The 15,181-nt window shown below is 60.6% G+C and carries 14 protein-coding genes; 3 read left to right on the forward strand and 11 right to left on the reverse strand.

Annotation, left to right across the window (positions count from 1 at the left end; genetic code table 11):
• The first annotated feature begins 5 nt into the window (after positions 1-5).
• Positions 6-1,226: a beta-ketoacyl-ACP synthase I gene (gene fabB / locus ACEWE8_RS13860; RefSeq protein WP_012315335.1), complete on the forward strand. Its 1,221-nt coding sequence runs from the start codon at positions 6-8 to the stop codon at positions 1,224-1,226.
• A gap of 89 nt (positions 1,227-1,315) precedes the next feature.
• Here fabB and ACEWE8_RS13865 read toward each other — a convergent pair whose 3' ends face one another.
• Positions 1,316-2,320: an amidohydrolase family protein gene (locus tag ACEWE8_RS13865; protein ID WP_161871283.1), complete on the reverse strand. Its 1,005-nt coding sequence runs from the start codon at positions 2,318-2,320 to the stop codon at positions 1,316-1,318.
• A gap of 114 nt (positions 2,321-2,434) precedes the next feature.
• On the opposite strand from ACEWE8_RS13865, the gene ACEWE8_RS13870 reads away from it, so the two are divergent.
• On the forward strand, positions 2,435-3,298 hold the full coding sequence (locus tag ACEWE8_RS13870) for a pirin family protein (protein WP_046785243.1): 864 nt from the start codon (positions 2,435-2,437) through the stop codon (positions 3,296-3,298).
• 31 nt (positions 3,299-3,329) lie between these two features.
• Here ACEWE8_RS13870 and ACEWE8_RS13875 read toward each other — a convergent pair whose 3' ends face one another.
• The 4 genes from ACEWE8_RS13875 to ACEWE8_RS13890 form a co-directional block, all read right to left on the reverse strand.
• Complete coding sequence (locus ACEWE8_RS13875; protein WP_046785244.1) at positions 3,330-4,055, reverse strand: dienelactone hydrolase family protein; 726 nt, start codon at positions 4,053-4,055, stop codon at positions 3,330-3,332.
• Positions 4,056-4,119: 64 nt separating this feature from the next.
• Positions 4,120-6,024 (reverse strand): molecular chaperone HtpG, encoded by a 1,905-nt coding sequence (gene htpG, locus ACEWE8_RS13880; RefSeq protein ID WP_046785421.1) that lies wholly within the window; start codon positions 6,022-6,024, stop codon positions 4,120-4,122.
• Positions 6,025-6,093: 69 nt separating this feature from the next.
• On the reverse strand, positions 6,094-6,576 hold the full coding sequence (locus tag ACEWE8_RS13885) for a PaaI family thioesterase (protein WP_046785245.1): 483 nt from the start codon (positions 6,574-6,576) through the stop codon (positions 6,094-6,096).
• Complete coding sequence (locus tag ACEWE8_RS13890; RefSeq protein WP_046785246.1) at positions 6,573-7,049, reverse strand: PaaI family thioesterase; 477 nt, start codon at positions 7,047-7,049, stop codon at positions 6,573-6,575. Before ACEWE8_RS13890 ends, ACEWE8_RS13885 begins: the two co-directional genes overlap by 4 nt.
• Positions 7,050-7,214: 165 nt before the next feature.
• Here ACEWE8_RS13890 and ACEWE8_RS13895 point away from each other — a divergent pair, with 165 nt between their 5' ends.
• On the forward strand, positions 7,215-7,484 hold the full coding sequence (locus ACEWE8_RS13895; protein ID WP_012315342.1) for a hypothetical protein: 270 nt from the start codon (positions 7,215-7,217) through the stop codon (positions 7,482-7,484).
• 67 nt (positions 7,485-7,551) lie between these two features.
• Here the strand turns inward: ACEWE8_RS13895 and ACEWE8_RS13900 are convergent, their stop codons facing one another.
• From ACEWE8_RS13900 to odhB, 6 genes are all read right to left on the reverse strand, one after another.
• Positions 7,552-8,301: a DUF599 domain-containing protein gene (locus tag ACEWE8_RS13900; RefSeq protein WP_046785247.1), complete on the reverse strand. Its 750-nt coding sequence runs from the start codon at positions 8,299-8,301 to the stop codon at positions 7,552-7,554.
• A gap of 180 nt (positions 8,302-8,481) precedes the next feature.
• Positions 8,482-9,795 carry a branched-chain amino acid transport system II carrier protein gene (gene brnQ, locus ACEWE8_RS13905; RefSeq protein WP_046785248.1) on the reverse strand — a complete coding sequence of 438 codons (1,314 nt, stop codon included), beginning with the start codon at positions 9,793-9,795 and terminating at the stop codon, positions 8,482-8,484.
• A gap of 392 nt (positions 9,796-10,187) precedes the next feature.
• A complete protein-coding gene (gene sucD / locus ACEWE8_RS13910) occupies positions 10,188-11,072 on the reverse strand; it encodes a succinate--CoA ligase subunit alpha (protein WP_046785249.1) in 885 nt (294 codons plus the stop codon).
• On the reverse strand, positions 11,072-12,238 hold the full coding sequence (sucC, locus tag ACEWE8_RS13915; protein WP_011534748.1) for an ADP-forming succinate--CoA ligase subunit beta: 1,167 nt from the start codon (positions 12,236-12,238) through the stop codon (positions 11,072-11,074). The genes sucD and sucC overlap by 1 nt, the downstream gene beginning before the upstream one ends.
• A gap of 172 nt (positions 12,239-12,410) precedes the next feature.
• Positions 12,411-13,847, reverse strand: coding sequence for a dihydrolipoyl dehydrogenase (lpdA, locus tag ACEWE8_RS13920; protein WP_039602469.1), 1,437 nt, complete (start codon positions 13,845-13,847; stop codon positions 12,411-12,413).
• Between the two features lie 96 nt (positions 13,848-13,943).
• The gene (odhB, locus tag ACEWE8_RS13925; protein ID WP_039602468.1) at positions 13,944-15,161 is read right to left on the reverse strand and encodes a 2-oxoglutarate dehydrogenase complex dihydrolipoyllysine-residue succinyltransferase; all 1,218 of its coding nucleotides are present in this window, start codon (positions 15,159-15,161) and stop codon (positions 13,944-13,946) included.
• Positions 15,162-15,181: the final 20 nt, after the last annotated feature.

Genomic DNA, 15,181 nt, shown 5'->3' on the forward strand with positions numbered 1-15,181 from the left:
TTCGCATGCGCCGCGTCGTTATCACTGGTCTGGGCATCGTATCGTGCCTGGGCAATGACAAAGCTACCGTCACCGAAAACCTGCGCAACAGCCGTCCGGGTATCCGTTATAACCCGGAATACAAGGAACAGGGGCTGCGTAGCCAGGTTTCCGGCTCCATCGACCTCAACCTCGAAGAACTGATCGACCGCAAGGTCTACCGCTTCGTCGGCCACGCTGCGGCGTATGCCTACCTGGCGATGCAGGACGCGATCAAGGACGCCGGCCTGACCGAAGAGCAGGTTTCCAACCCGCGTACCGGCCTGGTGGCTGGCTCCGGCGGCGCCTCGACCCTGAACCAGATGGAAGCGCTGGACACCCTGCGTGAGAAAGGCGTCAAGCGTGTCGGCCCCTACCGCGTCACCCGCACCATGGGCAGCACCGTTTCGGCGTGCCTGGCCACCCCGTTCAAGATCAAGGGCCTGAACTACTCGATCTCGTCGGCCTGCGCCACCTCGGCACACTGCATCGGCACCGCCCTGGAGCAGATCCAGTGGGGCAAGCAGGACATCGTCTTCGCCGGTGGCGGTGAAGAAGAGCACTGGAGCCAGTCGTTCCTGTTCGATGCCATGGGCGCCTTGTCGACCAAGCGCAACGATACCCCGGAACTGGCTTCGCGCGCTTACGACGCCGACCGTGATGGCTTCGTCATCGCTGGCGGTGGCGGCATGGTCGTGGTCGAGGAACTGGAACACGCCCTCGCCCGTGGCGCCAAGATCTACGCCGAAATCGTCGGCTACGGCGCGACGTCCGACGGCTACGACATGGTTGCCCCAAGCGGCGAAGGTGCCATTCGCTGCATGCAGCAGGCACTGGCCACTGTCGACACCCCGATCGACTACCTGAACACCCACGGCACCTCGACTCCGGTCGGCGACGTTGCCGAAATCAAAGGTGTTCGCGCCGTGTTCGGCGACAAGGCACCGAAGATCAGCTCGACCAAGAGCCTGTCGGGCCACTCGCTGGGTGCTGCCGGCGTCCACGAGGCGATCTACTGCCTGCTGATGATGGAGAACAACTTCATCGCCGGCTCCGCCAACATCGACGAGCTGGACCCGGAAGTCGCTGACCTGCCGATCCTGCGCAAAACCGAAGAAAACGCCAAGATCGACACGGTCATGAGCAACAGCTTCGGCTTTGGCGGCACCAACGCCACCCTGGTGCTCAAGCGCTGGACTGGCAAGTAATGCCTTGATGCGGTAAATGAAAACGCCCCGACTGGTTCGGGGCGTTTTCTTTTGTGTTTGCCTGTGCCGCGTAGCGTTCGGGCAGACCGTCAGCGAGCCTTGGGCAAGACCTCCAGGAAGTTGTCCCGCGCCACCTGCTTCGCCACCCCTTCCGGCAAGGCATCCAGAAACGGCTTGAAGCTGTGCATCTGCTCCCCCACGCTGCCAAACTTGCCCACCACATCAGACCCAAGCATGAACCGCTGCGCGAAGCGCTCGACCAGCGCCAGCCACTCCTTGCGCGGCACACCCTTGTCATCCAGCAGGTAGGGCTCGAGCACAGTCCACGACAAGTCGATGTAAAGGTTCGGGTAGTCGTTGAGCAGGCGCGTCAGCACCGGCAATAGAAAGTCCATCTGCGTCTGATGCCGATGAATCTCCATGCTCGTGCCCGCGTGCGCCCAGATGAACCGGGTATGCGGATGATTGCGCAGCGGTTCCTCGATCTCGGCCAGGTAAAGCGGGTTGCGCTCACGCTTGGAGGTGATGTTCGAATGCAACAGTACCGGCATGTCGCGTTCGGCTGCCAGGTGATAGATACGGGTCATGGCCTCGTTGTTGGCGCGCGGCGTATCACCGCTGGTCAGCGCAGTAAGGTCGTCGTGCCGGGTAAATACTTCACCTATGCCCTGCCAGAGGCCAGGGTAGAGATCGAGCATGCGCTCGATATGGCTGACCGCATTCTTGTCTACCGGATTGAAACCGGTCAGGAAAGGATGAAAACGCTTGCGCTGCTCGGCCGGCAGCTTCTGCAGCGCCGCCGCCACGTAGGTATCGGTGGCGCTGTACCAGTAAGCGTCGGCATCGTCACCGGCGTAATAGCGCGGCCGCTTGGGCTCATCCTCGTGCCATTTCTTGGCCACCGGAATGCCAGAAATCATCGAGTGGTCGACACCCGCCTGATCCATGGCCTTGATCAGGGCAGCCATACCCTCGGTCTCTTGAAAGAAGTCCACATAGTGCAGGTGGGCGTCACTGTAGCGGTAATCACGCGCCTGTGCCGCCTGGCACAACGTTGCGCTCAACAGCAGGCAGGCCAGCGCTCTGGCGATCATGGGCAGCATCCTTCTCTGTGTATGAACAGAGTAGACCTGGCGGCCAAGCCAGCGGTTCAGCCATGCACGGCAAACCGCTATGCTGGTGCTATTTCCCGCCGCCTGGAGCACAGCATGAGCAGCCCATTGGTGATCCGCCCGCGTGCCGAGTCGGTCGAGGGCCAACCGATCCTGCGCCCACTGCCGTCGGCGCAGTGCCGCAGCGTCGGCCCGTTCGTGTTCTTCGACCACATGCTCGAAACCGACTATGCGCCGGGCCACGGCATGGATATTCGCCAGCACCCGCATATCGGCCTGTCGACGCTGACCTACCTGTTCGAAGGGGCGATCCTGCACAAGGACAGCCTGGGCTCGAATCAGCGCGTGTTGCCTGGCGATGTGAGCTGGATGACGGCCGGCAGCGGCGTGGCGCATGTCGAACGCACCCCGGTCGATGCGTTGGCACACGGTTCGCGCCTGCATGGGCTGCAGGTGTGGCTGGCGTCGCCCCGCGCGCTCGAGCAAGGCGCACCGAGCTATAGCCATCACGCCGCGGCCAGCCTGCCAGTGAGCGATAACCTGGGGGTACGCATCTGCATGATTGCAGGTAGCGGTTTCTGCCTGGAATCGCCGGTGCCAGTCCTCTCCCCTACCCTTTACGCGCATGTGCAGATGCAATCGGCGACCACGCTGGTGGTACCTGATGAGCATGCGCAACGGGCGCTGTATCTGCTCGACGGCGAGCTGATGATGAATGATGAGGAAGTCGAGGCGTGCAGCTTGGTGGTGCTGCCTGAGGGCGAAGAGATTGCCTTGTATGCCGAGGGTGAATGCCAGCTGGTATTGATCGGCGGCGAGCCACTGGATGGGCCACGGCGGATGAACTGGAATTTCGTGGCCAGTGATCCGCAACTGATCGAACACGCCCGAGCGAAATGGGCTGCCGGCGATTGGCCGGTGGTGCCGGGGGAGACTTCGCGGATCGAGCTACCGCGTTAAAGTGGGGCCGCTTTGCGGCCCCACTGCACCGTCAGCGCTGGAATACTTCAGTGAGCAAATTGTGCATCGAGCGGAACGCCCGCTCCGAGGTCCTGCGGTCATACTGCATCTTGCCCGGCACATTGGCATTCGGGTCGGTGAACGAGTGCACCGCGCCGCCATAGCTCAGCAGCTGCCAATCCACCTTGGCCGCATTCATCTCTTCCTCGAAGGCCGGCAGCTGCTCCCTCGGCACCAGCGGGTCGGATGCGCCGTGCAGCACCAACACCGAGCCCTTGATGTGCTTGGCATCTTCAGGGGTCGGGGTATCCAGCGTGCCATGGAACGACACCGCAGCCTTCAGGTCTGCACCGGTACGGGCCAGCTCCAGGGCGCAGCAGCCGCCAAAGCAGAAGCCGAAGGTTGCTACCTTGCCAGGCTCGAGTAACGCCTTCGACTGTGCCAGCAGCTGCGCCAACGCCTCCTTCATGCGCTTGCGCAATTCGCCACGGTCATTCTTCAACGGCATCATCGCCGCCCCGGCTTCGTCAGCATTGGACGGACGCACCGATTGCCCGTACAGGTCGGCAATCAGCACCACATAGCCTTTTTCGGCCACTTCCTTGGCGATGCGCTCGGCACCTTCGCCAATGCCCATCCAGTTCGGCGCCATCACCAGGCCCGGTCGCCCCAGCGCACCTGGCTCATACACCAGACGGCTTTCATAGGCCTTGCCGGACAGGTGATAAACCAGCGATTCGACGATTACCTTGCTCATCAAGCACTCCTTGGGCATTCACCATTAAAAAAGCCCGCCGAAGCGGGCTTATCGATGCATCAACTCAAGCAGACAGCTCGACCAACAGCTTGTTCAGACGACGAACGTACGCCGCCGGATCCTTCAAGCTGTCACCGGCCGCCAGGGCCGCCTGATCGAAGAGGATGTGCGACAGTTCGGCAAAGCGGTCTTCACTCTGCTCGTTGTCCAGCTTTTCAATCAGCGGATGAGTCGGGTTGAATTCGAAGATCGGCTTGGAGTCCGGCACCTTCTGCCCGCTGGCTTCGAGGATCTGGCGCATCTGCAGGCCCAGGTCCTGCTCACCGATGGCCAGGATTGCCGGCGAATCGGTCAGGCGGTGCGACACACGCACTTCGGCGACGCTCTCACCCAGCGCAGATTTCAAGCGCTCGACCAGGCCTTCTTTTTCCTTGGCGACTTCTTCCTGGGCCTTCTTGTCCTCTTCGGAGTCCAGCTTGCCCAGGTCCAGGTCGCCACGCGCGACATCGACGAAGGCCTTGCCGTCGAACTCGTTGAGGTAGCTCATCAGCCACTCGTCGATGCGATCGGTCAGCAGCAGCACTTCGATGCCCTTCTTGCGGAAGACTTCCAGGTGCGGGCTGTTCTTGACCTGCGCGTACGACTCGCCGGTGAGGTAGTAGACCTTGTCCTGGCCTTCCTTGGCGCGCGCCAGGTAATCAGCCAGGGAGACGCTCTGCTCGCCGCTCTCGTCATGGGTGGAGGCAAAGCGCAGCAAGCCGGCGATCTTCTCCTTGTTGGCGAAGTCTTCGGCCGGGCCTTCCTTCAGCACCTGACCAAAGTTCTTCCAGAAGCCCTTGTACTGCTCAGGCTCGTTCTTCGCCAGCTTCTCCAGCATGTCCAGCACACGCTTGGTCAGCGCAGTTTTCATCGAATCGATGATCGGATCCTTTTGCAGGATCTCGCGGGAGACGTTCAGGGACAGGTCATTGGAGTCGACCACCCCCTTGATGAAGCGCAGGTACAGCGGCAGGAACGACTCGGCCTGGTCCATGATGAACACGCGCTGCACATACAGCTTCAAGCCGCGCGGCGCTTCACGCTGGTACAGATCGAACGGCGCGCGGGCCGGCACGTACAGCAGCGAATTGTATTCGAGCTTGCCTTCGACCTTGTTGTGGCTCCAGGCCAGCGGGTTTTCGAAGTCATGGCCGATGTGCTTGTAGAACTCCTGGTATTCCTCGTCCTTGATTTCGGTACGCGGGCGGGTCCACAGGGCACTGGCGCGGTTGACGGTTTCCCATTCTTCGGCCGGCTGCTCTTCACCTTCGGCGGCCGCCTGCTCTTTGGGCAGCTGGATCGGCAGGGCAATATGATCGGAGTACTTCTTGACCACGTTACGCAGGCGCCAGCCATCGGCGAATTCCTGCTCGTCCTTCTTCAGGTGCAGGACGATACGGGTACCGCGCTGTGGTTTTTCGACGGTGGAAACTTCGAAGTCGCCCTCGCCCTTGGACGACCAGTGCACGCCCTCGGCAGCCGGCTGGCCGGCGCGACGGCTGAACACGTCGACCTTGTCGGCCACGATGAAGGCAGAGTAGAAGCCCACACCGAACTGGCCGATCAGGTGCGAATCCTTCTTCTGGTCACCGGTGAGGTTCTTCATGAAGTCGGCCGTGCCGGACTTGGCGATGGTACCCAGGTGAGTGATCACATCTTCGCGGCTCATGCCGATGCCGTTGTCCTCGAGGGTCACGGTACCGGCGTCCTTGTCGAAACTCAGGCGGATTTTCAGGTCGGCGTCGTTTTCGAACAGCTCTGGCTTGGCCAGGGCTTCGAAACGCAGCTTGTCGGCGGCGTCGGAAGCGTTGGAAATCAGCTCACGCAGGAAGATTTCCTTGTTCGAGTACAGCGAGTGAATCATGAGGTGCAGCAGCTGCTTTACCTCGGTCTGGAAGCCCAGGGTTTCCTTTTGTGTTTCCACACTCATGGTCTTCAAAACTCCGATCTGATGGCAGTGGGCGCCGGCAGCCGAATCGGCATGCATTAACGGCGGATGTCATGCAGATGGGGGCAGCCCCGACGATTTCAAGGGCTTTTGGGGCTCAATCTTGAAATGCGCACGGGCAGTGGCGATCGGCGATTGTCGATCGCCCTGCCAGGCGGTGATCGCCACATTGGTCACCCGCCGGCCTTGGCGCCAGAGCTGGCACTGCGCGTAAGTGTCGCGAAAGAGCCCGGCGCGCAGGTAGTCGATGGAAAAATCGATGATCTTGGGGATGCTGGCGCTCTCGCTGTAGATCAGCAGATACAAGGCGGCAGAAAGCTCCATGAACCCAGCAATCACACCGCCATGGATGGCCGGCAGCAACGGGTTGCCGATGTTGTCCGGGCTGGCCGGCAAGCGGAACAGCAGGTCATCGCCCTGGCGCACACAGGTGATGCCGATCAGGCTGGCGTAGGGTATCAACGCCAGCAATGGCTGGTAATCGCCCACGGCATGCGCCGCGTTGAGCTGTCGACGTACGTCTTGTGGAATCATGCCCCGCCCTCCTTCAGCCCCTTGCCGAACCGGATGCCGCCCTTGACCTCCTGCCCCAGGCGCATGAAGGTACCGACAACCTGGCAGATCGGCTGGGCGGGGTCGTCCTGATAGGCCATGCCACGGGTGAAAATCACGTCTCGGGTGACCCGATAGCACTGGGCATGACCATAGATGGGCTTTCCCGCCTCTGCCGGATGCATGTAGTCGATACGAAGGTCCAGCGTTGGACATACTTCAAAGCTCGGCAGCACGCAAAGGGTGGCCATCCCGCAGGTGGTGTCCATCAGCGTGGTCAGGGCACCACCATGCACTGCGCCGGTCTGCGGGTTGCCGACGATGGCTGGCGACCAGGGCAAGAGCAGCGTCATGCCATCGGTGTCCGCATGCTCCACGCGCATTTGCAACACTTGACAATGTTTCAGTGCCGACAAGAAACGCTCGGCCATGGCCATCAAGCTTGAATCGGTCATCGGTACACTCCTCTTCACAGCCACTGGCGCCTGCGACATCTGCATAAGTGTGATAAAAAGTCTATCCGCGATGCGGTGTTATATATCTGTAACTGATACGGAACTATTGCCGCATGGCTGAACTCGAAGGAACAAGTCACTTATTCCACCAAGGAGAAACACCCAATGCGTAAACCATTTGCTTTTGCTCTGATGCTGGCTGCTGCCATGGGCCTGGCTGCTTGCGATAAAGCGAGCGAAGACAAAGCCCAAGACGCACAGGAACATGCCGAGCAAGCCCAGGAAAAAATGGGCGAAGCTCAGGATAAAATGAACGACGCCGCCGAGGAAAACGCCGAAGCTGCCAAAGATCAGGCTGAAGCCGAGCAGAAGGCTGCTGAAGAAGCCGCTCCGGCAACTCCGGCTACTGCACCGGCTGAGCCTGCCAAGCAGTAATCGCGACGCACAAAAAAACCCGACATTGTCGGGTTTTTTTGTGCCTGCCAGTTATAGGTTAAACGTTTCATGTGTTTGTACCGAGGCCTTCCTTGCCGGTCTCGGTAGGCGCACTTTCCGTTGGCGTGAACACCATCACTTCCAGCACATCGGAGTGGAACTCCCGGCGATACAGGATCAATACCACTCCTACACTCACGACCATGAACAACCACGGGCTGATGAACCAGGTGAGCATGGCCATGCCGAAGTAATAAGACCGCAAGCCAAAGTTGAACTGATTGGCCGCCAGCGACAACACCCTCGCCGCCCGTGAAGCGAAAGCCTTGCGCTCAAGCTCACTGACCAGCCGCTCGCCTATCATGGGCGCAGACCCCACCAGCACTGCTGCGAAGTTGTACTGGCGCATGCACCAGCTGAACGTAAAGAACGCATAGACGAAAACCATCGCCAGGCAAAGCAGCTTGATTTCCGACATGCCTTGCGAGGCCTGCTGCACCAGAGGCAGGTCGGCCAGCAGCGACAGGGCGCGGTCAGAGGCCCCCAGAACAGTCAGGATGCCGGCCAGAATGATCAGGGTACTGGAGGCAAAGAACGACGCGTTGCGCTCCAGATTGCCAATTACACTGGCATCGGCGATGCGGTTGTCGCGCAGCAGCATGCGGCGCATCCAGTCTTCCCGGTACAGATGCAGCACACTGGCCAAGCAGGCAGTGTCGCGGCCCTTCCAGATGGCATAGCGGGTATAGCCGCCCCAGCAAAGGGCGAACCAGCAGAGGGCCAACACGTTGTGAAGGTTGCTTTGGATGAAATTCATGCAGTTTTCCCGAAGGCCAGGGCAGACAAGGATAGGGACCGCATTTCGACGCTTGCAAGCACGCAAAGGCACATAGGCGCAATAAAAAACCCCGCACCCTTGTGGGTGCGGGGTTTGGTGTATCGGCCTTCGCGGGCACCCTACGGCTTGTGGCCGGTGCCAACGGCAGGCGTCAACCTATCAGGCCAGCGCTTCGCGCGGCTTGCCAAGCATGCGGTCGCACGCCACAGCCGCCATCAGTGTCACCACCGACGGCACCAGCCAGGCCAGGCCCTGATCGCTCAGCGGCAGGTGGGCCATGAAGTCCGGCAGCACGTGGGCAATGCTGCTGCCCTTGATCGCGTCAACCATGCCGAACAACAGCGACACCAGCATGACCGGCGCCAGAATACGTGTTGGCGAATTCCACAGGTCTTTGACGAAGCTCAGGCCTACCACCACGATGCACGGTGGGTAGATGGCGGTCAGCACCGGGATCGAGAACATGATCAGCTTGGTCAGACCCAGGTTGGAAATCAGCAGCGAGAAGCCCGCCAGGATCACCACCAGCGCACGGTACGACAGCGGCAGGATCTGGCTGAAGTACTCGGCGCATGCGCAAGTCAGGCCTACGGCAGTCACCAGGCAGGCCAGCGCGATCAGTACCGCCAGGAAACCGCTGCCAAGCGAACCGAAGGTGTGCTGTACGTAGGCGTGCAATACCGCTGCACCGTTGGTGGCACCAGCCGCGATATCATGGCTGCTGGCTCCCAGGCGGAACAGGCTGATGTAGACCAGCGCCAGGCCTACACCGGCAATCAGGCCGGCAATGATGGCATAGCGGGTGATCAGCTTCGGCGACTCGACACCCCGCGAGCGGATGGCATTGACGATCACGATACCGAAGACCAGCGCACCCAGGGTGTCCATGGTCAGGTAGCCATCGGAGAAGCCTTTGGAGAAGGCCGCAGCTGCATAGGCAGGCTGTGCTTCACCAATGGTGCCAGCCGGCAGCGCGAACGCCGCGATACCAAGTACCGCCAGGGCGATAATCTTCAGCGGCGCGAGGAAACGGCCCACGGTATCGAGCAACTTGCCCGGGTACATGGACACCGCCAGTACCACGATGAAGTACACCAGGCTGTAGAGGAACAACGCCAACGGGCTTTCGCCGGTGAGCGGTGCCACACCCACTTCGAACGACACGGTCGCGGTGCGCGGGGTTGCGAACAGCGGGCCGACCGACAGGTAGCATACCGCCGCCAACAGGCCACCGAAGAACTTGCCGATCGGGCTGCTGAGCGCATCCATGCCACCACCGACCTTGGCCAGTGCGACCACGGTGATGACCGGCAGGCCCACAGCCGTTACCAGGAAGCCCAGAGCGGCCATCCACACATGCGGCCCGGACTGCAGGCCGACGATGGGCGGGAAGATGATATTGCCAGCGCCCACAAAAAGCGCAAACGTCATAAAGCCAAGCGCCAGGATATCCTGGCCTTTTAAAACTTTCATTTAGGGTAGTACCACACTGCTGAAATCGGGATTCGAGAAGGGATTTCCCCTTGAGTGAGGGAAATGCTGCCCGGCTTGATAGGCCAGACCCGTTTAGCGTGTCGTTCCCTTTTGGGGTACGGGCACAAAGTGAACGCGTAGATTAACCGTTTTACCCGCTAAACGCACTGGCACAGTGCTGCTTGTCCGATGTGCGTACATGTTTGTCGTCTGGTTGACCGTGTTCGACGACAATTTATTGCTGATTCGAGCGGATGTCTGGTTGAAAATCCTGATCAGGGTGATCGAACTTTCCGAAGGTGGGGGCGCAGCCTTCACAGCCGCACAACGACAAAGGCCACCCGAAGGTGGCCTTTGTGCGCGTGGGGGTACTACATATTACTTTGTGTTACTTACTTCTTGGCTTCCCAGCCAGTCAGCTCGGCCATGGCCTTGCCGATGTCAGCCAGGGAACGCACGGTCTTCACACCAGCGTCCTGCAGGGCGGCGAACTTCTCGTCCGCAGTGCCCTTGCCGCCGGAAATGATGGCGCCAGCGTGGCCCATGCGCTTGCCCGCAGGTGCAGTAACACCAGCGATGTAGGAAACGACTGGCTTGGTCACGTGGGCCTTGATGTAGGCCGCGGCTTCTTCTTCAGCCGAACCGCCGATCTCACCGATCATGACGATCGCTTCGGTCTTCGGGTCTTCCTGGAACAGCTTCAGGATGTCGATGAAGTTCGAGCCCGGGATCGGGTCACCGCCGATGCCGACACAGGTCGACTGGCCGAAGCCGGCGTCGGTGGTCTGCTTCACAGCTTCGTAGGTCAGGGTGCCGGAGCGCGAAACGATACCGACCTTGCCTGGCAAGTGGATGTGGCCTGGCATGATGCCGATCTTGCACTCGCCCGGAGTGATGACACCTGGGCAGTTAGGGCCGATCAGGGTCACGCCCAGCTCGTCGCACTTGACCTTGGCATCCAGCATGTCCAGGGTAGGAATGCCTTCGGTGATGCAGACGATCAGCTTGATACCGCCGAAGGCAGCTTCCAGGATCGAGTCTTTGCAGAACGGAGCCGGAACGTAGATCACCGAAGCGTCAGCGCCGGTAGCTTCCACGGCTTCCTTGACGGTGTTGAACACCGGCAGGCCCAGGTGGGTGGTGCCACCCTTGCCCGGGGTAACGCCGCCGACCATCTTGGTGCCGTAGGCAATGGCCTGTTCGGAGTGGAAAGTACCCTGCGAGCCGGTGAAGCCCTGGCAGATGACTTTGGTGTCTTTATTGATCAGGACGCTCATTACTTGCCCTCCGCAGCTTTGACAACTTGTTGAGCAGCGTCGGTCAGGCTGGTTGCCGCAATGATGTTCAAACCGCTTTCTGCCAGTACTTTTGCGCCCAGTTCGGCGTTGTTGCCTTCAAGGCGAACGACGACCGGAACCTTGACGCCGACTTCCTTCACTGCACCGATGATGCCTTCGGCAATCATGTCGCAGCGAACGATGCCGCCGAAGATGTTGACCAGTACGGCCGCGACATTGCTGTCGGACAGAATGATCTTGAACGCTTCGGTAACGCGCTCTTTGGTAGCACCGCCGCCCACGTCGAGGAAGTTGGCTGGCTTGCCGCCGTGCAGGTTGACGATGTCCATGGTACCCATGGCCAGGCCGGCACCGTTGACCATGCAGCCGATGTTGCCTTCCAGGGCAACGTAGTTCAGTTCGAACTTGGCAGCGTGGGCTTCACGGGCGTCGTCCTGCGACGGGTCGTGGAAGGTCTTCAGCTTGGGCTGACGGTACATGGCGTTGGCGTCGATGTTGATCTTGGCATCGAGGCAGTGCAGGTCGCCATCGGCCTTGATCACCAGCGGGTTCACTTCCAGCAGGGCCAGATCGTGATCCTTGAACAGCTTGGCCAGGCCAACGAAGATCTTGGCGAACTGTTGAACCTGCTTGCCTTCCAGGCCCAGCTGGAATGCCAGTTCACGACCCTGGAACGGCTGAGCGCCGACCAGCGGGTCGATGGTAGCCTTGAGGATCTTCTCAGGCGTTTCGTGAGCGACTTTCTCGATGTCCACGCCACCTTCGGTGGACGCCATGAACACGATACGGCGGCTCGAACGATCCACTACAGCGCCCAGGTACAGCTCTTTGGCGATGTCAGTGCAGGATTCGACCAGAATCTTGGAGACGGGTTGACCGTTGGCATCAGTCTGGTAGGTCACCAGATTCTTGCCCAACCACTGTGCAGCGAACGCCTTGGCGTCTTCCTTGCTGCGAACCAGCTTGACGCCGCCCGCTTTACCGCGACCACCAGCGTGGACCTGGGCTTTGACAACCCACTCGGAACCGCCGATCTTGTCGCAGGCTTCTGCAGCTTGCTCAGGGGTATCGACAGCGAAACCCTTGGAAACTGGCAGGCCGTACTCAGCGAACAGCTGCTTACCCTGATACTCGTGAAGATTCATGCTTTTTACCGTCTTCGTTAGGTACTGCGCTTCGGCGCTGCGCCATTACTGGCGCCGCACCACCTGTGACCGTTGACCCCGGGTTTTCCCGTGTGATCCGGTCCGGCGGACGTTCCGCGGTGAGTCATGCACGCAAGACTCACGACGGGCAGCCCGCCGTGGTTTCTTATAATTAACGCTTCTTACGGTTGGCCACGTGAATGGCGCCGCCATTCACTGCCAGCGCTGCTTCATGCAACGCTTCGGACAGGGTTGGATGGCTGAAGACCATCATGCCCAGATCCTCGGCACTGGTGCCGAATTCCATTGCGATCGCGCCCTGCTGAACCAGTTCGGCAGCCGACGGGCCAATCACGTGTACACCCAGTACGCGGTCGGTCTTGGCATCGGCGATGACCTTGACGAAACCACCGGTGTCGTTGGCCGCCATCGCACGGCCGCTGGCCGCGAACGGGAAGGTGCCTACGTTAACCTCAACACCCTCGGCCTTCAAGGCTTGTTCGGTCTTGCCGACCCACGCGATTTCCGGGTGGGTGTAGATAACCGAAGGGATCAGGTCGTAGTTCATCTGGGCCTTGTGGCCCTTGATGCGCTCGACGACCATGATGCCCTCTTCCGAGGCCTTGTGCGCCAGCATCATGCCGCGGACAACGTCGCCGATGGCATAGACGCCCGGTACGCTGGTAGCGCAGTGGTCGTCAACGAAGATGTAGCCACGCTCGTCGATGTTCACGCCGCTGTCGGAGGCCAACAGGTCGGTGGTCACCGGGCGACGGCCGACCGCGACGATCAGCTTGTCGAAGGTGATCTTCTGCTCGCCTTCGGCGTTGGTGTAGGTCACTTCGACTTCGTTGCCGTTGACTTTCGAGCCGGTGACGCGAGCGCCCAGCTTGATGTCCAGGCCTTGCTTGGTCAGGGTCTTCTGGGCTTCTTTCGACACTGCGGTGTCAGCAGCCATCAGGAAGGTGTCCAGGGCTTCCAGGACGGTGACTTCAGCACCCAGGCGAGCCCACACCGAGCCCAGCTCCAGGCCGATCACGCCAGCACCGATCACGCCCAGACGCTTGGGAACCGATTGGAATTCCAGGGCGCCGGTGGAGTCGACGATGACGTTCTGGTCGACCGGAGCCGGCGGAATGTCGATCGGACGCGAGCCGGAGGCCAGGATCACGTTCTCGGCTTCGATGATTTCGGTGGTGCCATCAGCCTTGGTGACTTCGACTTTCTTGCCAGCCAGCAGTTTGCCGTGGCCCTGGATCGAAGTGACGCCATTGGCCTTGAACAGGGTGGCAACGCCACCGGTCAGGTTCTTGACGATGCCAGCCTTGCGACCAACCATCGCGGCCACGTCCATCTTCACTTCGCCAGTGGAGATGCCGTGGACGTTGAAGCTCTCTTTGGCTTCCTTGTACTTCCAGGAGCTGTCCAGCAGCGCCTTGGACGGAATGCAACCTACGTTCAGGCAGGTGCCACCCAGGGCCAGCTTGCCCTCGGCGTCGGTGTACTTCTCGATACAGGCAGTCTTCAGACCAAGTTGGGCAGCCTTGATGGCAGCCACATAACCGCCAGGACCTGCACCAATCACCACTACGTCGAATTTCTGGGTCATAAAAGATTCCTTTTTAGCTTCAAGCGGCAAGCTGCAAGCCGCAAGTCCAGCAGGCTTCGGCTTGAAGCTTGCGGCTTGCAGCTTACAGCTGCGCGATTAGATGTCCAGCAGCAGGCGGGACGGATCTTCCAGCAGGTTCTTGATGGTCACCAGGAAGGTTACCGCTTCCTTGCCGTCGATCAGGCGGTGATCGTACGACAGCGCCAGGTACATCATCGGGCGGATTACCACTTGGCCGTTGATGGCCATCGGACGCTGGATGATGTTGTGCATGCCGAGGATGGCGGCCTGCGGCGGGTTGACGATCGGGGTCGACATCATCGAGCCGAAGGTACCACCGTTGGTGATGGTGAAAGTGCCGCCGGTCATTTCTTCGATCGACAGCTTGCCGTCGCGGGCCTTCTTGCCGAAGGTGGCGATGCCGTTCTCGATTTCAGCCAGGCTCATCGATTCGGCGTTGCGCAGTACCGGCACCACCAGGCCACGGTCGCTGGAGACGGCAACGCCGACGTCGGCAAAACCGTGGTAGACGATGTCGTTGCCGTCGATCGAGGCGTTGACAGCAGGGAAACGCTTCAGCGCTTCGGTAGCGGCCTTGACGAAGAACGACATGAAGCCCAGGCGCACGCCGTTATGGGTCTTCTCGAACAGGTCCTTGTACTTCGAACGCAGGGCCATGACTTCGGTCATGTCGACTTCGTTGAAGGTGGTCAGCATCGCCATGTTGGACTGGGCTTCAACCAGACGCTCGGCGATCTTGGCACGCAGGCGGGTCATCGGCACACGCTTCTCGGTGCGATCGCCAGCAGCGGCCACAACCGGGGCGGCAGCGGCAGGCTTGGCAGCCGGAGCAGCGGCAGGCGCGGACTTCTTGTTGGCAACTGCAGCAACCACGTCTTCCTTGGTGACGCGGCCACCTTTGCCGGTACCGGCAACGGTAGCCAGGTCGATGCCGTTCTCTTCAGCCAGCTTGCGCGCGGCCGGAGCGGCAACCGGGTCGTCTTCGCCGGCATCGGCGGCAACGGCTGCCGGAGCAGCGGCGGCAGGAGCGGCAGCAGGCGCGGCGGCAGCAGCACCACCTTCCACGATCGAACCCAGCACTTCGTCGGACAGGACGGTATCGCCCTCGCCCTTGACGATGTCGCCCATCACGCCATCGGCGGTAGCCAGTACTTCCAGGACGACCTTGTCGGTCTCGATGTCGACGATCAGCTCGTCACGCTTGACGGCTTCGCCCGGCTTCTTGTGCCAGGTGGCAACGGTGCCATCGGCAACCGATTCCGGGAAGGTTGGGGCTTTGATCTCGATAGCCATTATCAGTGTTTCCTTAAATT

The organism is Pseudomonas sp. TR47, assembly GCF_044143025.1.
In the GTDB taxonomy this organism is placed as follows: domain Bacteria; phylum Pseudomonadota; class Gammaproteobacteria; order Pseudomonadales; family Pseudomonadaceae; genus Aquipseudomonas; species Aquipseudomonas putida_E.